The following is an 18,195-nucleotide window of genomic DNA, read 5'->3' as shown; positions in this document are numbered from 1 at the left end:
CTGAATTTATTCCAATATCACCTTAATCAATTGCATAAGAGACCTAAGCACATGAGAATTTTGCGTGGCTCCCCAGCTCTTTCTGAGTTCCGTGTTAACAAACTATTGGAACTTTGTCGTGAACAAGATCTGCCTGTAACCGGCATTTACGCCGAGTTTATGCACTTTGCGGATCTAAAATCTGACCTTGATGACCAAGAGTTAGAAAAGCTTGAAAAGTTGCTGACTTACGGTCCAACGATCGAAGAGCACGAGCCTGAAGGTCTTCTACTTCTTGTTACGCCTCGTCCTGGCACTATTTCGCCTTGGTCTTCTAAATCTACCGATATTGCTATCAACTGTGGTCTGGACAATGTTAAGCGTCTGGAGCGTGGTACAGCGTACTACGTAGAAACATCTGCGACACTTTCTGCTGCTCAAATCGACACAGTTAAAGCTCTAATCCACGATCGCATGATGGAAACGGTGTTTACTGAACTTGAAGCCGCATCTGCACTATTTACTGTGGCAGAGCCAGCGCCAGTGGCGCACGTTGATATCTTAGCTGGTGGTCGTCTTGCACTTGAAGAAGCCAACGTTTCACTAGGCTTAGCGCTAGCAGAAGATGAAATTGATTACTTAGTAGAGAACTTCACTAAGCTAGGTCGTAATCCTAACGACATCGAGCTGATGATGTTTGCTCAGGCGAACTCAGAGCACTGTCGTCATAAGATCTTTAATGCAGACTGGACTATCGATGGCGTAGACCAAGATAAGTCACTGTTTAAGATGATCAAAAACACATTCGAAACGACGCCAGACCACGTTCTGTCTGCTTACAAAGATAACGCAGCAGTAATGACGGGTTCTAAAGTGGGTCGTTTCTTCCCCGATCCGAAATCTCGTCAATACACTTACCACCATGAAGATGCACACATCTTGATGAAGGTAGAGACGCATAACCACCCAACAGCAATCTCTCCATGGCCAGGTGCTTCAACTGGTTCTGGTGGTGAAATCCGTGACGAAGGCGCGACAGGTATCGGTGGTAAACCAAAAGCGGGTCTGGTTGGTTTCACAACGTCTAACTTACGTATTCCAGGTTTTGAACAGCCTTGGGAAACCGACTTCGGCAAGCCTGGTCGTATCGTAAACGCACTAGACATCATGCTTGAAGGCCCTCTGGGTGGCGCAGCATTCAACAACGAATTTGGTCGTCCAAACCTACTAGGTTACTTCCGTACTTACGAAGAGAAAGTGACGTCTCACGCGGGTGAAGAAATTCGTGGTTACCACAAGCCAATCATGATTGCTGGTGGTATGGGTAACATCCGTGACGAGCACGTGCAGAAGAAAGAGATCCCGGTCGGTGCGAGCCTAATCGTACTTGGTGGTCCGGCAATGAACATCGGCCTTGGTGGCGGTGCGGCATCTTCAATGGCATCTGGCCAGTCTGCAGAAGATCTGGACTTTGCTTCAGTACAACGTGAAAACCCAGAGATGGAACGTCGTTGTCAGGAAGTGATCGACCGTTGTTGGCAGCTGGGCGAAGAGAACCCAATCGCATTTATCCACGATGTGGGCGCGGGCGGTATCTCTAACGCACTTCCTGAGCTTTGTGACGACGGCGAACGTGGCGGTAAGTTCCAGCTACGTGATGTACCAAATGATGAGTTGAGCATGAGCCCTCTGGAAATCTGGTGTAACGAATCTCAGGAACGTTACGTTCTTGCGGTTGCGCCAGAACAGATGGAAGCATTCGATGCAATCTGTAAGCGTGAGCGCGCACCGTACGCAGTAGTCGGTGTTGCAACAGAAGAACGTCATCTGACACTAGAAGATTCTCACTTCGACAATACGCCAATTGATATGCCAATGGATATCTTGCTTGGTAAAACACCGAAGATGCACCGTGAAGCAACCACATTGAAAGTAGATAGCCCGGCGATTGCACGTGACGGTATTGAAATCAACGAAGCGGCAGATCGCGTACTTCGTCTACCAACGGTTGCTGAGAAAACGTTCCTGATTACTATCGGTGACCGCTCAGTAACAGGTCTGGTTGCTCGTGACCAGATGGTTGGTCCTTGGCAGGTTCCTGTGGCGAACTGTGCGGTTACGGCGGCAAGTTACGACACATACCACGGCGAAGCGATGTCGATGGGTGAGCGTACTCCGGTTGCGCTACTAGACTTCGGTGCATCTGCTCGTCTGGCAGTCGGTGAGTCTCTGACTAACATTGCTGCAACTGACATTGGTGATATCAAACACATTAAACTTTCTGCAAACTGGATGTCTCCAGCAGGCCACCCAGGTGAAGATGCAGGTCTTTACGAAGCGGTGAAAGCGGTTGGCGAAGAGCTATGCCCAGCGCTTGGCCTGACTATCCCAGTTGGTAAAGACTCAATGTCAATGAAGACCAAGTGGGAAGATAATGGCGAAAGCAAAGAAGTTACTTCTCCACTATCGCTAGTAATCACTGCGTTTGGCCGTGTTGAAGACGTGCGTAAGACAGTCACGCCACAGCTGCGTACACCTGATACTTTGGAAGGACTAGGTGACACTTCACTTGTTCTTGTTGACCTTGGTAACGGCAAAAACCGTTTGGGTGCAACCGCACTGGCACAGGTTTACAAGCAGCTTGGTGATAAGCCGGCAGACGTAGACAACGCAGAACAGCTAAAAGGCTTCTTCGATGCAATGCAAACACTGGTTCGTGATGACAAGCTGATTGCTTACCACGATAAAGGCGACGGCGGTCTATTCGTGACACTGGCTGAGATGGCATTCGCGGGTCACTGTGGTGTGAAAGCGAACATCGAAGGTCTGGGTGAAGATGCGCTGGCGACTCTATTTAACGAAGAGTTAGGTGCGGTTGTTCAGGTTAAGAACGACGAACTTGATTCAGTTCTGGCTACGCTGGCAGCGAACGGCCTGGAAGCGTGTTCACACGTGATTGGTTCAGTTGAAGCGTCAGACGACTTTGTTATCACTTCTGGTAATGCTGTCGTACTTGAGCGCTCTCGTACCGACCTACGTGTTATCTGGGCAGAAACCACGCACAAAATGCAGGCGCTACGTGATAACCCAGCATGTGCAGACCAAGAATTTGAAGCGAAGAAAGACAACACGGACCCAGGTCTGAACGTATCTCTAAGCTTTGATGTGAATGAAGATATCGCAGCACCTTACATTGCGAAAGGCGCGAAACCTAAGATGGCGATTCTTCGTGAGCAGGGCGTTAACTCTCACGTTGAAATGGCAGCAGCGTTTGACCGTGCTGGTTTTGAAGCAACTGACATCCACATGAGCGACATTCTGACAGGCCAAGCGGTACTGGATGAATACCAAGGTCTGGTAGCTTGTGGTGGTTTCTCTTACGGTGACGTGCTAGGTGCGGGTGAAGGTTGGGCGAAGTCTATCCTGTTTAACGCACAAGCTCGTGAGCAGTTCCAGGCGTTCTTCAATCGTGAAGAGACTTTCTCTCTAGGTGTATGTAACGGCTGTCAGATGCTTTCTAACCTGAAAGAACTTATTCCAGGTGCAGATTTGTGGCCACGTTTTGTTCGCAACGAATCTGAGCGTTTTGAAGCGCGCTTTAGCCTGGTAGAAGTACAGAAATCTGATTCTGTGTTCTTCGATGGCATGGCTGGCTCTCGTATGCCTATCGCTGTTTCTCACGGTGAAGGTCGTGTCGAAGTGCGTGACGGTGAGCACCTGAACGCAATTGAAGCATCAGGCACTGTAGCGCTGCGTTACGTCGACAATAACGGCAACCCAACGCAACAATACCCGAACAACCCGAATGGTTCGCCAAATGCGATTACTGGCCTAACGACAGCTGACGGTCGTGTAACCATTATGATGCCTCACCCAGAGCGTGTATTCCGTACGGTTGCAAACTCTTGGTCTCCTGAAGGCTGGGGTGAAAACGGCGCTTGGATGCGTATGTTCCAAAACGCACGTAAGAACATCGGTTAATTCTGATTGTCTTGATAAAAGAAAAGCGCAGATCGAAAGGTCTGCGCTTTTTGTTTTTACCAATCTAAGTAAGAAAGTGGTCATACTAAATTATAGAGAACCAGAAAACAGGCATCGAACATAAACACGCACCGTATGTTTATAAGAACGCATCCATGGGGCTTCTATTTGCCATCCATGGCAAATAGAGTTTGTTTATCGAACCTTGTTACCTGACCAGCTAATTTTCTAGTGTTTACGTAATAAAAAATGCCAGTAAGTAATTGCAAACTGGCATTGTAATGGAGCAGTTAGCTAGATGGAGCGCAGGAAATCTAACAGTAACTGTTTGTCTTCTTCAGTAAGTTCAACAAACGCTTGTTTAGCGGGTTGCGCTTCTCCGCCATGCCATAAAATGGCACTTTTCAGATCTTCTGCACGACCATCATGTAAAAATCGGCTTTGCCCATCCCCTTCGATAAGGCCAAGACCCCACAAAGGTGGTGTTTTCCATTCTTCCGCTTCCGCGTCTCCCTCTTTTACACCATCACTTAAATCAGGGCCCATATCGTGCAATAACAAATCGGTATATGGATAGAAGGTTTGGTTGCTTAGAATCGGGAAACGAGCGACTTCACCGGTTGTGAGTGACTCTCGATGGCAATTATCACAACCTACATCCATAAATAGCTTACGACCTTGTTGAAAAGTCGTACTGTCACCGTTGCGGCGTTCAGGCACTGCAAGAATGGTCAAGAAGTCATTAATTGCTTCGAGTGAAGCATCGGATACTTCCGGCGAACCGCCAGATGGCATCAATTCGCAAACCTCTTGTTGTTCAGTACAAGGCTCTTCAGGGTTGTAGCTGGATGTGAGTCCCATATCCTGATGGAAAGCGCCTGCTACCTGGCTTTCTAAAGTACAGTGAACACCTTTCCAGCCGAAACGTCCGATGCATGTTTCCAGCTGATGGGCTCGTCCGGAAATACCATCAGAGTTATTGTCTTCGATATCCTGATATTCAAGGATGACTGATTCCGGTACTAAATCTAACAATCCCATGCCAATAAGCTGGGGTGAAAGGCGAGGTCCCAAAGACACACCTTCTGCCAGAGGATTCATAGCATCATTCAGATAAAAGAGAACCTCATCACTGCTGCCTTTTGTCCAAGTAACAGAGCCTTCAGGAGATCCATCGGCAGAAAAAGTTTGCAATTGTCCACCCAGAAATGGGTCGACGACGCCGTTTTCATCTGCCAAACGGAATAAAATGCCATCTCCGGTGCTGCCATCACTTTTCAATGACTCAGCTCGAGCGGATGTTTCATGGCAACCAGCGCACGAATCTGTAATTGCCAAAGGGCCGAAACCATCAAGCAGTTCACGGCTTCCGGGAGCAGGAAGCCATGTGGCGATAAACAGCTCTCTGCCTTGAGAGGCTCCGTGATAGTCTTGGATATCCAGTTCAGGAATAAATTGCAAAAAGCCTTTGTTTGTATCATAGCTAGCCGTTGCAACGCCTCCCGCTGGACCAAGTGTGACTTGCGCTGGCTGCTCTTCTGACTGTGACGATGAACCGTCACAGCCAAAAAGCCAAGCACTGCACAAAAGTAATACGATCTTTTTCATCATTTCACTTTCTGTGGCAGAGAGTAACCCCAAGCATTGATTGGATCTGGGATACCTAATGACCCTTCAAAGCTCCAACCCCAAGTGAAAACGACGCTGTCAAACCTTAGCGCTACGGTGTGTAACGCACCGGCACCGATGTCTAATACTGAAGACAGATCTGTGATAGCAACCGTCGGAGCGACTGGGCTTTCATCGGTTTCGAGCCCTAATGTTCCCATACCGTTGTTGCCCCATGGGTATATTTGGCCATCTGATCTTTCAACAAAGCTTTGGTTGCCGTTTGCCCAAGCCATGACGCCATCTTCAACCCAAGGTAATACTGTCGCTTCATAAAGCTCTCTTGGCCATGATTCATCCTCATCATTACCCAATTGATTGCTTGCGTTCAGGCCCCAACCATACAGCTGACCACTTTCTCCAATTGCAATGACATGGGCTTTACCTGCTGCAAATGAAGTGATTTTTTCTGGAAAGTCAATTAGGGTAGGGATAAGGATATCATCAATATTGTCTTGCCCTTGTCCGAGCTGGCCATTGCTATTTTGGCCCCAACCATATAGGTTGCCGTTAATATCTAGTGCGTAAGTGCTATCTGACCCCGCTTCAATTTGAATAATGTCTGATATCTCAACTTTTACCGGGAAGTCAGAATCTTCAATCGAGTTGTTACCCAGTTGCCCCTTGTCGTTTTCACCAAAGGTATATACCTGGCCAAGATCGTCGAGAACTACTGTGTGGTCATATCCGCGCGCAACTGAAATAATATTCTCCAGAGACGATATCTTTTGCGGGCTTAATACATCGTCTTCGCTCAATACGTCATCGTCTTCACCCAAACCAAGTTGGCCTCCGTCGCCGTCACCCCAAGCCCAAACCTGACCTGTGCTATCAAGGGCAATTGAGGCATTTTGGTTGAATGCGAGCGATACAAATGAGACAGCTTGTTCCTCACTAGTGACAGCAAGTTCAGTTGGTGTTGTTGGGTGGTTATCTTCATCAAGGGTACTGATATACCCGTGGCCAGTTTGACCTTTGTTGTTACGACCCCAGGTCCATAGTTTTCCCTCTAAGATCGCGCCACTATGAGCACCGCCCGCAGATACTTGATGCCCGAAGTAAACTTGATCTGTCAATGATGTTTGATTGCCTAATGAGTCGGTCGCGAGCACCGTATAGCTGTTTAAGCCTGGAACTAAGCGGACCGCCAGTGAAAAGTTTTGGCCATCGAAATCAGCGTCTTGAATTTCTCCATTGACAGATACTGTCACTGACTCGACGCCATCGGTATCGCTACTGGTTCCAGAAATGGTCGTCATCGATGAATAGGTACTATGAGCATCCCAAGACTTGGTCAATTGGGTCTCTGGTCCGGTATTGGCAGCGGTTGATTCGTCATTTGAATCGCAACCTACAAGGGCAGTCACGAGCACTGCCAAAAGTGTTTTTGTTAATTTCATTTGATAATCTAACTGAGAATTGTTTTTGTTACGGCGGGTTTATATATAGTTTTTAGAGTAATCAATCCAACGCTAATATAGGTTAATGTGTTTTTCCTCACATTTTTAACCGTTCTTTAACGTAAAAGAATAAAAATTAACCAACAAGATTTCCGTTTCTCGTTCTCATATTCTGTTGATTCTACGGCTGTGTTTGTATGAAAACTGAGCAGGAAAACTGTGGAAACGAAATAACCCCAGCGGCTTTTATGCAGTAAATTACCGAGTTAGAGGCTCAATTTGAAAAAGAAACCAGTTTGAGTCGCGTTGTGATCTTGGTGGTTTTCTCAGGTATTCTTGTCTTCAGCAAAGTGGAAAGAAAATATTTGCAGCCAACAACGGTGATTTATGCTCTAATACCGCGCTTACCAAGGGATGGTGTTAAACAGCTCAGCTTAGATGGAGTTATCAAGTTGACCGAATCCCTGATTAATCCCTTAGGAAATGAATTAAATGTCAAAAAATCAAAAATTTGCTATCCGCGTAACTGAAAAACGTAACGGCTGGAGCGCAGAGATCACTCGCCAAGTCACTTCTCGTAAAACTGTAGTATCAAAGCGTGAAACTGGTTTTGAAAGTGAAGAGAAAGCTCAAGCTTGGGCAGAGCAAGAGCTGGCTGGTTTTGTTCAAAACCAAGTAGTTCGTAACGAACGTAAAGCAGCACAACGTCAAGAGCGTGAAGCTGAGCAACTTGCAGCTAAAGTTCGTAAAGAAGAAGCTCGTAAAGCGCGTGATGCTGAAGCAGAAGCTGACGAAGAATAAGACTTCGATTTAGACAAGTAACTTGTTGATGTTAAAAGCCCTGACGTATTGTTCAGGGCTTTTTTATAGGTGTTATATTAGTCAAAAACAGTCCGATGAGATCGACAGGCTGATTGAGCCTTCTGATGGCGTCGCGAATTGTTGGTTGCCTGGCAGTAAATTAGGCGAATTGGCATAAACGCGATGCGATACTTTTATATTACGTGAATGTATTGGTGGTAAATCGAAATGATGTAAGCCATCGGAAAGGTCGTTCGCTTCACCATAGTCAAAATTACTGGTAGCTGAAGTGCTGTTTTTAAAGTATTGGCAGTGTTCTGGTTTGCCATCTTCGCGCCAGATTACCCCTGTGGATTTAGCCTCTGTATCTAACTGCGCTGCAACGGGATGGGCGTAGTGATCGTTATAAGATGACTGCTGGTTTTGTTCTTGTAAGTATTGGGCGATAAGATCTGATGACTGGGCAAAACTGTACGTAGAGAATACGAAACTCATCAGAGTAATAGAAAAGGGTTTGTACATAGTATGAATGCAAGCAAAAGCAGGTATCATACGAATAAATGAAACACTGTGCAATTGTGTTTTTTTTCTGTGAGGTATCTTAGTTGGGACCGAGAATTCGCCAGAGGCTAAGCTTTGTTTTTCTGTTTGGCAGTCTGATTTGGGATAATAGGTTTACTTTTGGCAGTGAAAAGCCCAGCGTTAACACCACTAGGCTTCGATTTTCTAACTTTGTACTTTACTGAACGTCCAACGGAATTTGACCCGTCGTGACTTGGTCAACATCATACTCGTTCAGTTCTTCTATGTAGTTTTCTACCGCTTGACCGACTTCGCTATCCCCTTGCTTGAAGTAAGACAAGTGAAAAATCGCATCACCTTCATTGACTAAAGGCAGTGTGTGCTGGCCAATGACCAGGCCACTTTTAGGTGCTTTAAGTTCTAACTCAACATGTCCAAGTGGAGAGCTGATATAGGCGAGGGTTTCACCTTGCTCCACTTTGTCTCCTAGATTCACTACAGTACGCAGAATGCCATTTCCTGGTGAACGTACCCAGCTGGTGGATTTAGCGATCACGGGCTCTGGGAATTTTTTGCGGCTTGCTCTTAACATGCCGATTGCCTGCATGACACGTCGAATACCCAGAACGCCTGCACTAATAGAGAGTGGGTCAAAGCGTAACGCTTCGCCCGCTTCGTAAGTGAGCACAGGAATATCACACTTTTCTGCTTCGCTGCGTAAAGAGCCATCACGCAACGCTGAGTCGATAATCACTGGAGTGGAAAAGGCTTTCGCTATTCGTAATGTTTCGGGGTTACTAAGATTTGCGCGAATTTGGGGCAAGTTGGTGCGATGGATAGCCCCTGTGTGCAAATCGATAATATAGTTACAACGTTTCGCAATGTTGTTAAAGAAGCCGTATGCCATTCGCGATGCTAGCGCGCCTTTTTCGCTACCTGGAAAACAACGGTTGAGATCGCGTCGGTCTGGTAAGTAACGAGATTTGTGGATAAATCCAAATACGTTCACGATCGGGACGGCAATGACTGTGCCTTTCAGCTTCTGTGGATCCAATTGGTTAATCATCTGGCGAACGATTTCAACACCATTGAGCTCATCACCATGAATGGCAGCGTTAACCATCAGTACTGGCCCTTCTTGTTTCCCGTGGATGATTTCTACGGGAATCGATAAGGGAGAGTGCGTATAAAGCTGTGCGGCTTCGAATTCGATCTCTAATCGCTGACCTGGTTGTACTTGATATCCGAGGAGCTCAAAGGTTTTGCTTCTTTTACTTCTGACCATAAAACCATCTCTTTCCAATAGTTTTTCAACAATGTAACAATCGCGTCATAATCAAACTAATCATTTTGATTAAGGATACGACAAATTATTTTTATTAACGCGACTAATCAGTCTTGTGTGAGGTTTTTGTTGTAAAAATGACGCCAGTTATAGCGGTTGTATCTTGTTAGTCTTATGGCTCTTCAGGTAACTATTTTCTTGCTAACTGATTGAGTCTTAAAAGTAATAATAAAACTTCTGGAGACTAAATATCGCTTTTTTCCTGATTTTTATTTAGCTAACATCCGCGCCGGATTTGACCGAATAAACTCTACCTTGAGGTTTTGATGAAAAAGGCAATGGCTAAAATAGGCGTAATGACTGCTGTGGCAGTTGCGCTTTCAGGTTGTGTGGGCAGTAATGCAGTGACTGGTTATGTTATGGGCTTTAACGTAAAAGCGGTAGATAACCGTTATGCTCGTGGTGGTCTGAACATGCTTATGGCGCCCGTTTATGGTGTAGCGATAGCAGCTGATTATATCGTATTTAACTCATTGGAATTTTGGACAGGTAAAAACCCGTTAAACGGTAAGCCGCATATTTTTGATTCTAAGGTGGACACTTACATTGATGTAAACCACCAATTAGATGAGTCTCTGACAACCGCTCCAATTAGCCCTCTGGCTAACAACCGAGTGATTGAGCAAGGCCAAATGGAACAAATCGACGAAAACACCATCCAAATGGACATTACGTACAGTAATGGCGATAAAGCAATGTTGACTGGCGTACGTGAAGGCGACTTTGTTACTTACTTCATTGATGGTGAAGTGGTAGCTAAGACTTCAATGGATGAGTTGGCAGCCTACGCACAAACGCGTGTGTAATCAGCTAGCATCATTTGCAAGAAAAAAGGGTGCGATTGCACCCTTTCTTGACCTTATCGTATCTTCACACAATAAGTGATTATGCTTTTTCAGGAATCGCTTGCAGAAGAGCGACCATTTGATCCCAAAATAGCTGAACGGTATCGATCTTCACCTTTTCGTCAGGAGAGTGAGGGAATTTGATCGTAGGACCAAAAGATACCATGTCCATATTAGGATAAGGTTCTTTAAACAGGCCACACTCCAGACCTGCATGGATCACCATGATGTTTGGTTTGTGACCGTAGATACCTTCGTACATATCGCGGAAGATTGCCATGATCTCTGAATCCGCATCTGGTTTCCAGCCAGGGTAGGCACCTGAGAACTCGATTTGAGCACCAGCCAGTTCTGCAACGGAATGCAGCATACCAACCACTTGGCTACGGCCAGAATCAATCAGTGAGCGGATTAGACACAGTACGGTTACTTTGTTCTCTTCTGTGGTGATGACACCCACGTTCAAAGAGGTTTCCACGACACCTTCTATCTCGTCACTCATACGAATAACGCCGTTTGGACATGCATTAAGCGCCGCGATAAAGCGTTGTTGGTCTGCAGAAGCAAGCGCTTGAACGTCAGTTGCAATCTCTTCGTTGAAAGTAACAATATCGGTTTCTACTTTACCTAGCTCAGCTTTCAGTAGTTCTGTGTAGTCGTTGAACAACTCTGCAAGTTTGTCTTGGTGTTCTACTGGAAGTGCAACAGTGACGAATGCTTCACGAGGAATTGCATTACGCAAGCTACCACCACGGAATTCAACCAAACGAAGATCTAATTCACGAGCGTGACCTGCAAGGAAGCGACCCAGCAATTTGTTGGCATTGCCGCGACCCGTGTGAATATCACAACCAGAGTGGCCGCCTTTTAAGCCTTTTAGTGTTAGTTGGCGAGTAACAAAGCCTGCTGGGATCGCATCACGAGTGATATCGAATGTCATTGCACCGTCGATACCGCCAGCACAACCCATGTAGACTTCACCTTCTTGCTCAGAGTCTGTGTTTAGCAGGATCTCACCTTCTAACCAGCCTGACTCAAGCCCGAATGCACCTGTCATACCAGCTTCTTCATCAATGGTCAGAAGAACTTCAATCGGGCCATGTTTGATCTCAGTAGAGGCAAGAACCGCTAGACACGATGCCATGCCAATGCCGTTGTCAGCGCCAAGTGTCGTACCTTTTGCGGTTACCCATTCGCCATCGATGTATGGCTGAATCGGATCGGTAGTAAAGTCGTGGTCAGTGTCTTCGTTCTTTTGCGGCACCATGTCGATGTGCGCTTGCAGAACTACACCTTTTTTGTTTTCCATACCTGGAGTGGCTGGCTTTTTGATGAAGACGTTACCAGTAGGATCACGGCGTACGTCAAAACCTTGCTCGGTTGCCCAACTGATAATGTATTGTGCTAGCGCTTCCTCATGCTTGGATGGATGAGGGATCGAACAAATCTTATCGAAAAAGCGCCAAAGTAGGCTGGGTGACAAAGTACTGATTTCAGAGTGGAATTCAGACACGGAAAGCTCCTTTTTATCTATATTTCCAGATATGTTGTTGCAATAATTGCAAATGATTAGCATAAATCGCTATTTATATCTGGCTTAGTTAGCTCAAGGATACCACCTGAAGAGGGCGACGAGTAGTCGCCGACCTAAGGATTTCTTTATGGATTGTCACAGTTTATGAATGAGAAGCATGACTTTATGTTGTTTTGGACATATTACGTCATGTTCTTATTTATAAATGTGTAATTTAGTTACATGAATCGCAGTTTATACTCTGTTTGTGGTAATTTTTGTGATTCAAATCACTAAAAGAGTTGTAATAAAATTTCTTGGTGGTATATTTATAACCATCTTCAGAGAGAAGAATAAAATGCTCAAAGGATGAGTCCGTTAATCGCCTCCAAGGAACTGAGAATCAACGACTGCATTAATTGATTAAGAAGGTGATAGTTATGAAAGGTTTACCAAGTACAATGTTCTGGAATACTAAATCTGTATATACCGGTAGCTTTGTATACCCAACAAGCTTTGGCTACTAAGTAAGTCGTCAACGCATGTGACTTGAACAGTTTGTTCACCCCTATAATTTGGAATTTTATTTCAGTAATAGTTCTGACATGATTCGCCGCCACTCATTTCGAGTGGCGTTTTTTTATGTTCTTTTTCGTGGCTTGTCTAAAAAATCATCACTAAGTGTCAATTCCTTTATCACTTGTCCTGTCTAATGCAATATCTTCACGCAATACGCTCAAAAAGATAACTAGAAATCGAGCTTTCGATGTGAAAGTTTAGAACATTGTTCAGTTTGTATTCTTTGTGAGTATTACGTCTGAATTTGCTAGTTATTGTTTCTTAAGCTTTAATTTTTCCCAGTGTAAAAAATCCTAGCGAATGGGTTTCATATCCTGCAAAAAAATCCATTTAGAGTGAAGATTCTATCTGGAATTTACTATTTGATAACTTTATAATTCACACCAATCGATTACGCAACCGTTTACTTTTTTACCTTTAACAGGACTCGATCATGCTCGAAAGGCTCTTTAAGCTCAGTGAAAATGGCACTAATGTGCGCACTGAGATCATCGCAGGTGTTACTACCTTCCTGACCATGGCTTACATTATTTTTGTAAACCCAGCTATCCTTGCTGACACAGGCATGGATCGTGGTGCTATTTTTGTCGCCACCTGTCTTGCTGCTGCTGTTGGCTGTTTCATTATGGGTTTGGTAGCTAACTACCCAATCGCACAGGCTCCGGGAATGGGGCTTAACGCATTCTTCACTTACTCTGTTGTATTGGGAATGGGTTACACATGGCAAGTGGCATTGGCTGCTGTATTTGTTTCCGGTATTTTGTTCATTCTATTAAGTGTGTTCAAGATTCGTGAATGGATCATCAACTCAATTCCTCACTCATTACGTACCGGCATTTCGGCAGGTATTGGTTTGTTCCTTGCTTTTATTGCACTTAAAAATGCAGGCATCGTGGTTGATAACCCAGCGACTCTGGTTTCGATGGGTAATATTACCTCGCTACCATCTGTTTTAGCCGCAATCGGTTTCTTCCTGACTATTTCGCTTGTTCACCGTGGTGTGAAGGGAGCGGTAATGATTGCAATTCTAGGTGTGACTGCACTAGGCCTACTTTTCGGTGATGTGCAGTGGGGCGGTGTGATGTCGACACCACCAAGTATTGCTCCTACGTTCTTACAACTAGATTTCTCTGGCTTGTTTGAAGTTGGCATGATCTCTGTTGTGTTTGCTTTCCTATTTGTAGACTTGTTCGATACTGCGGGTACGCTGGTTGGCGTTTCTCAAAAGGCAGGTCTAACAGACGAAAACGGTAACATTCCTCGCCTGAATAAAGCGCTACTAGCTGATTCAACAGCAACTTCTGTAGGTGCTCTACTGGGTACATCAAACACCACTTCTTACATTGAAAGTGTGGCTGGTGTCGCTGCTGGTGGTCGTACTGGTCTGACGGCTGTTGTTGTGGGCGTGCTGTTCCTACTGGCTCTATTCTTTTCACCTCTTGCAGGTATGATTCCAGCATACGCAACATCAGGTGCTCTATTCTACGTAGCGATCCTGATGCTGTCTGGCTTAGTAAGTATCGATTGGCGTGACCTGACTGAGGCATCACCAGTGGTTGTTACTTGTCTTGTTATGCCACTTACTTTCTCTATTGCGGAAGGTATTACACTAGGCTTTATCGCTTACTCTGCTATCAAGCTCTTCAGTGGTAAAGGTCGTGATGTATCGCTGAGTGTTTGGGTGATGTCAGCTATCTTCATCGTCAAATACCTTGTAGGTTAATTCTATTCAGTTCTAAGCCAGTGCCAACACGAGTTTGCGCTGGCTTTTTTATTTTAATTTTCTTTACTGAAATGGAAGTTTCTACGCTCGATGTAGAGAAATTTGATATCACCATTGGTATTAATATTAGCTTTCGGTAGAATAATCGTTTGCGCTGCTTTAAACCCCGCCTCAGATTTATTTTGAGAGCTTAGTGAATAGATCGCTTATCCGTCATTTTCACTAATTATTGGGGATACATATTTTTAAATTATTAGGTTATTACAATGAGTAAAAAATTCATTATCACTTGGGATGCGATGCAGACTTACTGTCGTGAACTGGCTGAGAAGCAAATGCCAGCTGAGCAGTGGAAGGGTATCTGGGCAGTAAGCCGTGGCGGTCTGGTCCCTGGTGCAATTCTGGCTCGCGAACTGGGCATTCGTTACGTTGATACTATTTGTATTTCAAGTTACGACCATGACCATCAGCGTGATATGTCTGTACTTAAAGCACCAGAAGGTGACGGTGAAGGTTACCTAATCGTTGAAGACCTAGTAGATAGTGGTGATACTGCGCGTCAATTGCGTGAAATGTATCCAAAAGCAAAAATGATTGCTGTATGTGCTAAGCCGTCAGGCAAAGAGCTTCTAGACGACTACGTTGTTGATATTGAGCAAGATACTTGGATCGAGCAGCCATGGGATATGTCTATCCAGTACGTTGAGCCAGTAAACCGCAAGCAAAAATAATTGCAGTCAAAGAATATTGAGAAATGCCCCTGTTTAGGGGCATTTTTTTTATTATCATTGTAGATATTGCAATTAGTCTAGAGCGCTTCATATGCCGGAAGATATCAGTAAAAACCTATCCGAAACATTGTTTGTTAAACACAAGCAAGCCAGAGAGACCTCGGCATTAACTCAGTACATGCCAACCAGCCAGAAAATCCTCGATGAAAGAGAAGCAAAGGCAGAGAGTGCTTGGTATCGTCATTTACTGCGTCTGCAATGGGCATGGCAAGGTGTAGATCCCATTGAGATAGAACAGGTGCTATCTAGAATTGCCTCTTCGACCCACTCTCGTACTAACGATGACTGGTTAGATACCGTGATGGGTTACCACAGCGGAAACTGGACGTTCGAGTGGATCAAGTTGGGCATGGCGCATCAAAAGCGTGCTGAAAATATGCAAGGAGAAGCAGCCGCAGATGAGCTTTTTACTGCCTCTTTGTGTTTCAGTATCGCTGGCTACCCGCATTTAAAGAACGATAATTTAGCGCTGCAGGCTCAGGTGCTGGCCAACAAAGCGTATTCGGAAGGGGCAGAGAAAACCCAATACACCATCAAACAAATCGAAGTGCCGTACCAGAATCGGAAAATCATTGCGAATTTACATCTGCCTAGAACGGATAAGCAACTGCCTGTTGTGATGGTTAGTGCGGGTTTGGATAGTCTGCAAACCGACATGTGGCAACTGTTCCGTCATCATTTTGCGCCAAAAGATATTGCGATGCTAACGGTTGATATGCCTTCGATTGGACACAGTTCACGTTGGCCTCTGACCGAAGACACGAGTTGTATCCACCAGACGGTACTGAATGAGCTTTATTCGATTCCTTACGTTGATCACCATAAAGTGGGGCTAGTTGGATTTCGCTTTGGCGGCAATGCGATGGTTCGTCTTTCATTTATTGAGCAGGAAAAGATAAAAGCTTGTGTTGCGATGGGCGCACCTGTGCATGATCTTTTTACCTCTACTCAAAAATTACAGCAGATGCCGAAAATGTACCTGGATTTATTGGCATCACGACTAGGTAAAAGTGCCGTCGATATCAACAGCATGGCAGGGCAAATGAAAGCGTGGTCGCTGAAAGTTCAAGGCTTTCTATCTAACCGTAGAACTAAGGTGCCAATTCTGGCATTAGGTTTGGAGGGCGATCCGGTCTCACCACACAGTGATAATCAGCTAGTTGCACTTTTTAGTCAGTATGGACAGGCGAAAAAAATCAGCGCTAAGTCGATTTCAAAAGGTTATGAGCAATCCCTCGATTTGGCCATAAAGTGGTTGGAAGATGAATTATTAAGATGACAAACCTTGCCATTGAGTTAAAGTGAGTACCTGAGCAAAAATTAAGCTCATGATAATCAAATAATAATCATTCTTGAGTATTCACTTTTTATTATGGAAACGGAGATTCATATGTCAGAGACGACTCAGGGGCCAACTCACTTTCGCTTGATGTCTAAGTTAAAGGCGATAGGGCCTTATCTACGTGAACCGCAATCAGAAGAAGGTCGTTACTATTTTGATTGTTTGTCAGTTTGCGTCGACGATAAGAAATCACCAGAAAAACGAGAGTTTTGGGGCTGGTGGATGGACTTAGAGGCTATCGAAGGGGGCTTTACTGCCAAATACCACATCGGCAAATACAATAAAGAAGGGCAATGGGACTCGGAAGCGTTGCCTAAAAAATCGGTAGAGGAAGTTTACTTAACACAAAGTACCTTCCATCAGAAACTGGTCGATACCCTCGAAGAACATTTCAAATTAGAGGTTGAATACCATACAGAGTCGTTTGACTTTGCCTAATTATCCCCTTTTCTTCTATTAAAAAACAAAAAGGTGCGTTTTCGCACCTTTTCTCTTGTTAAATCCCCATTTGATTGTTAAAACATCTCCTTTAATTTGTTTTTCACTTCAGAAGACATCATGACAACGAATCAACAAAATGCAGTCGTTTCACAGCCAAAAACCGTCGTTGTGAAACTGGGTACAAGTGTGCTGACAGGCGGGACACTCGCGCTAGACCGTGCTCATATGGTTGAGCTGGCGCGCCAGTGTGCTGAACTAAAAAAACAAGGCCATTCAGTGGTAATGGTTTCGTCTGGTGCAATTGCAGCAGGCCGTGAGCATCTTGGATACCCCGCATTGCCCAACGAAATGGCGAGTAAACAATTACTTGCTGCAGTAGGGCAAACTCGTTTGATTCAAACGTGGGAGTCTCTGTTTAGTATTTACGATATTAAGATCGGCCAAATGCTTTTGACTCGTGCAGATCTGGAAGATCGCGAGCGATTCCTTAATGCACGCGATACTATTAACGCTTTAGTCGCAAACGATATCGTTCCAATCGTGAACGAAAACGATGCGGTAGCAACCAGTGAAATTAAAGTCGGTGATAATGACAACTTGTCTGCACTGGTGGGAATTTTATGTGGTGCAGATAAATTACTGCTTCTTACAGACCAAAAAGGTCTGTTTACGGCTGATCCGCGTAAAGACCCAAATGCAGAGCTGATCAAAGAAGTTAAAACTATCGATGATACGCTGCGTAAAATCGCAGGCGACAGCGGCACGACGCTGGGTACTGGTGGTATGGCTACCAAGCTTCAAGCGGCTGACATCGCTCGCCGTGCGGGTATCGAAGTGATTATTGCGGCGGGTAGTGCAGTTAATGTAATAACGGATTCATTGAGTCCACAACCCCATGGCACACGTTTCTTACCTTGCTCTGAAGCTCTGGAAAACCGTAAGCGTTGGATCTTGGCGGGTCCTGCTGCATCAGGCGATATTATTATCGATGATGGTGCAGTAAACGCAGTGATTGGCACAGGCAGCAGCTTGTTAGCCAAAGGGGTGACTAAAGTGAGTGGTGATTTTGCCCGTGGTGAGGTGGTGCGTGTTACCAATACCCATGGTAAGTTGGTGGCTCGTGGTATTAGTGCTTACTCAAGCGAGGATTTAACTAAAATCTCAGGCAAGCACAGCAAAGATATTATCACTGTCTTGGGTCACGATTACGGCTCAGAAGTCATTCACCGCGATGATCTTGTCGTCATTCAGGAATAGAAATTAAG

General features: G+C 45.1%; 13 protein-coding genes. 8 read left to right on the top strand and 5 right to left on the bottom strand.

All coding sequences use genetic code 11. From position 1 onward, the window contains the following. Positions 1–51 precede the first annotated feature (51 nt). Positions 52–3,960 (top strand): phosphoribosylformylglycinamidine synthase, encoded by a 3,909-nt coding sequence (gene purL, locus OO774_RS12395; protein WP_264902960.1) that lies wholly within the window; start codon positions 52–54, stop codon positions 3,958–3,960. Between the two features lie 294 nt (positions 3,961–4,254). Here purL and OO774_RS12390 read toward each other — a convergent pair whose 3' ends face one another. Both OO774_RS12390 and OO774_RS12385 read right to left on the bottom strand, forming a co-directional pair. Beyond that, entirely contained in the window at positions 4,255–5,571 is a 1,317-nt protein-coding gene (locus tag OO774_RS12390) for a di-heme oxidoredictase family protein (RefSeq protein ID WP_264902959.1), read from the bottom strand. Continuing rightward, positions 5,568–7,028, bottom strand: a complete 1,461-nt coding sequence (locus tag OO774_RS12385) for a chromosome condensation regulator RCC1 (RefSeq protein ID WP_264902958.1) — start codon at positions 7,026–7,028, stop codon at positions 5,568–5,570. Before OO774_RS12385 ends, OO774_RS12390 begins: the two co-directional genes overlap by 4 nt. Positions 7,029–7,520: 492 nt before the next feature. On the opposite strand from OO774_RS12385, the gene OO774_RS12380 reads away from it, so the two are divergent. Next, positions 7,521–7,829 carry a DUF3622 domain-containing protein gene (locus OO774_RS12380; RefSeq protein WP_014230997.1) on the top strand — a complete coding sequence of 103 codons (309 nt, stop codon included), beginning with the start codon at positions 7,521–7,523 and terminating at the stop codon, positions 7,827–7,829. Positions 7,830–7,910: 81 nt separating this feature from the next. Here the strand turns inward: OO774_RS12380 and OO774_RS12375 are convergent, their stop codons facing one another. Together OO774_RS12375 and OO774_RS12370 are read right to left on the bottom strand one after the other, a co-directional pair. Then, positions 7,911–8,351 (bottom strand): DNA-directed RNA polymerase subunit beta, encoded by a 441-nt coding sequence (locus tag OO774_RS12375; protein ID WP_264902957.1) that lies wholly within the window; start codon positions 8,349–8,351, stop codon positions 7,911–7,913. A gap of 217 nt (positions 8,352–8,568) precedes the next feature. Beyond that, positions 8,569–9,636 carry a succinylglutamate desuccinylase/aspartoacylase family protein gene (locus OO774_RS12370; RefSeq protein ID WP_264902956.1) on the bottom strand — a complete coding sequence of 356 codons (1,068 nt, stop codon included), beginning with the start codon at positions 9,634–9,636 and terminating at the stop codon, positions 8,569–8,571. Between the two features lie 326 nt (positions 9,637–9,962). Between OO774_RS12370 and OO774_RS12365 the strand changes: the two genes are divergently transcribed. Next, a complete protein-coding gene (locus OO774_RS12365) occupies positions 9,963–10,502 on the top strand; it encodes a DUF3332 domain-containing protein (RefSeq protein ID WP_264902955.1) in 540 nt (179 codons plus the stop codon). 79 nt (positions 10,503–10,581) lie between these two features. On the opposite strand, the gene OO774_RS12360 is transcribed toward OO774_RS12365, so the two are convergent. Next, positions 10,582–12,054 carry an aminoacyl-histidine dipeptidase gene (locus tag OO774_RS12360; RefSeq protein WP_264902954.1) on the bottom strand — a complete coding sequence of 491 codons (1,473 nt, stop codon included), beginning with the start codon at positions 12,052–12,054 and terminating at the stop codon, positions 10,582–10,584. A 1,012-nt stretch (positions 12,055–13,066) separates the two neighbouring features. On the opposite strand from OO774_RS12360, the gene OO774_RS12355 reads away from it, so the two are divergent. From OO774_RS12355 to proB, 5 genes are all read left to right on the top strand, one after another. Continuing rightward, the gene (locus OO774_RS12355) at positions 13,067–14,356 is read left to right on the top strand and encodes an NCS2 family permease (RefSeq protein ID WP_264902953.1); all 1,290 of its coding nucleotides are present in this window, start codon (positions 13,067–13,069) and stop codon (positions 14,354–14,356) included. 266 nt (positions 14,357–14,622) lie between these two features. Beyond that, positions 14,623–15,087: an oxytetracycline resistance phosphoribosyltransferase domain-containing protein Tet(34) gene (gene tet(34), locus OO774_RS12350; RefSeq protein ID WP_014231003.1), complete on the top strand. Its 465-nt coding sequence runs from the start codon at positions 14,623–14,625 to the stop codon at positions 15,085–15,087. A gap of 91 nt (positions 15,088–15,178) precedes the next feature. Further along, positions 15,179–16,426: an esterase FrsA gene (gene frsA, locus OO774_RS12345; protein ID WP_264902952.1), complete on the top strand. Its 1,248-nt coding sequence runs from the start codon at positions 15,179–15,181 to the stop codon at positions 16,424–16,426. A 111-nt stretch (positions 16,427–16,537) separates the two neighbouring features. Then, positions 16,538–16,927: a sigma factor-binding protein Crl gene (gene crl, locus OO774_RS12340; RefSeq protein ID WP_264902951.1), complete on the top strand. Its 390-nt coding sequence runs from the start codon at positions 16,538–16,540 to the stop codon at positions 16,925–16,927. 120 nt (positions 16,928–17,047) lie between these two features. After that, positions 17,048–18,187 carry a glutamate 5-kinase gene (proB, locus tag OO774_RS12335; protein WP_264902950.1) on the top strand — a complete coding sequence of 380 codons (1,140 nt, stop codon included), beginning with the start codon at positions 17,048–17,050 and terminating at the stop codon, positions 18,185–18,187. The last annotated feature ends 8 nt before the right edge of the window (positions 18,188–18,195 follow it).

The organism is Vibrio sp. STUT-A11 (genome assembly GCF_026000435.1).
Taxonomy (GTDB): Bacteria; Pseudomonadota; Gammaproteobacteria; order Enterobacterales; family Vibrionaceae; genus Vibrio.
Note: the sequence above shows the minus strand (reverse complement) of the source record. Positions and strands in the feature narration are given on the sequence as shown.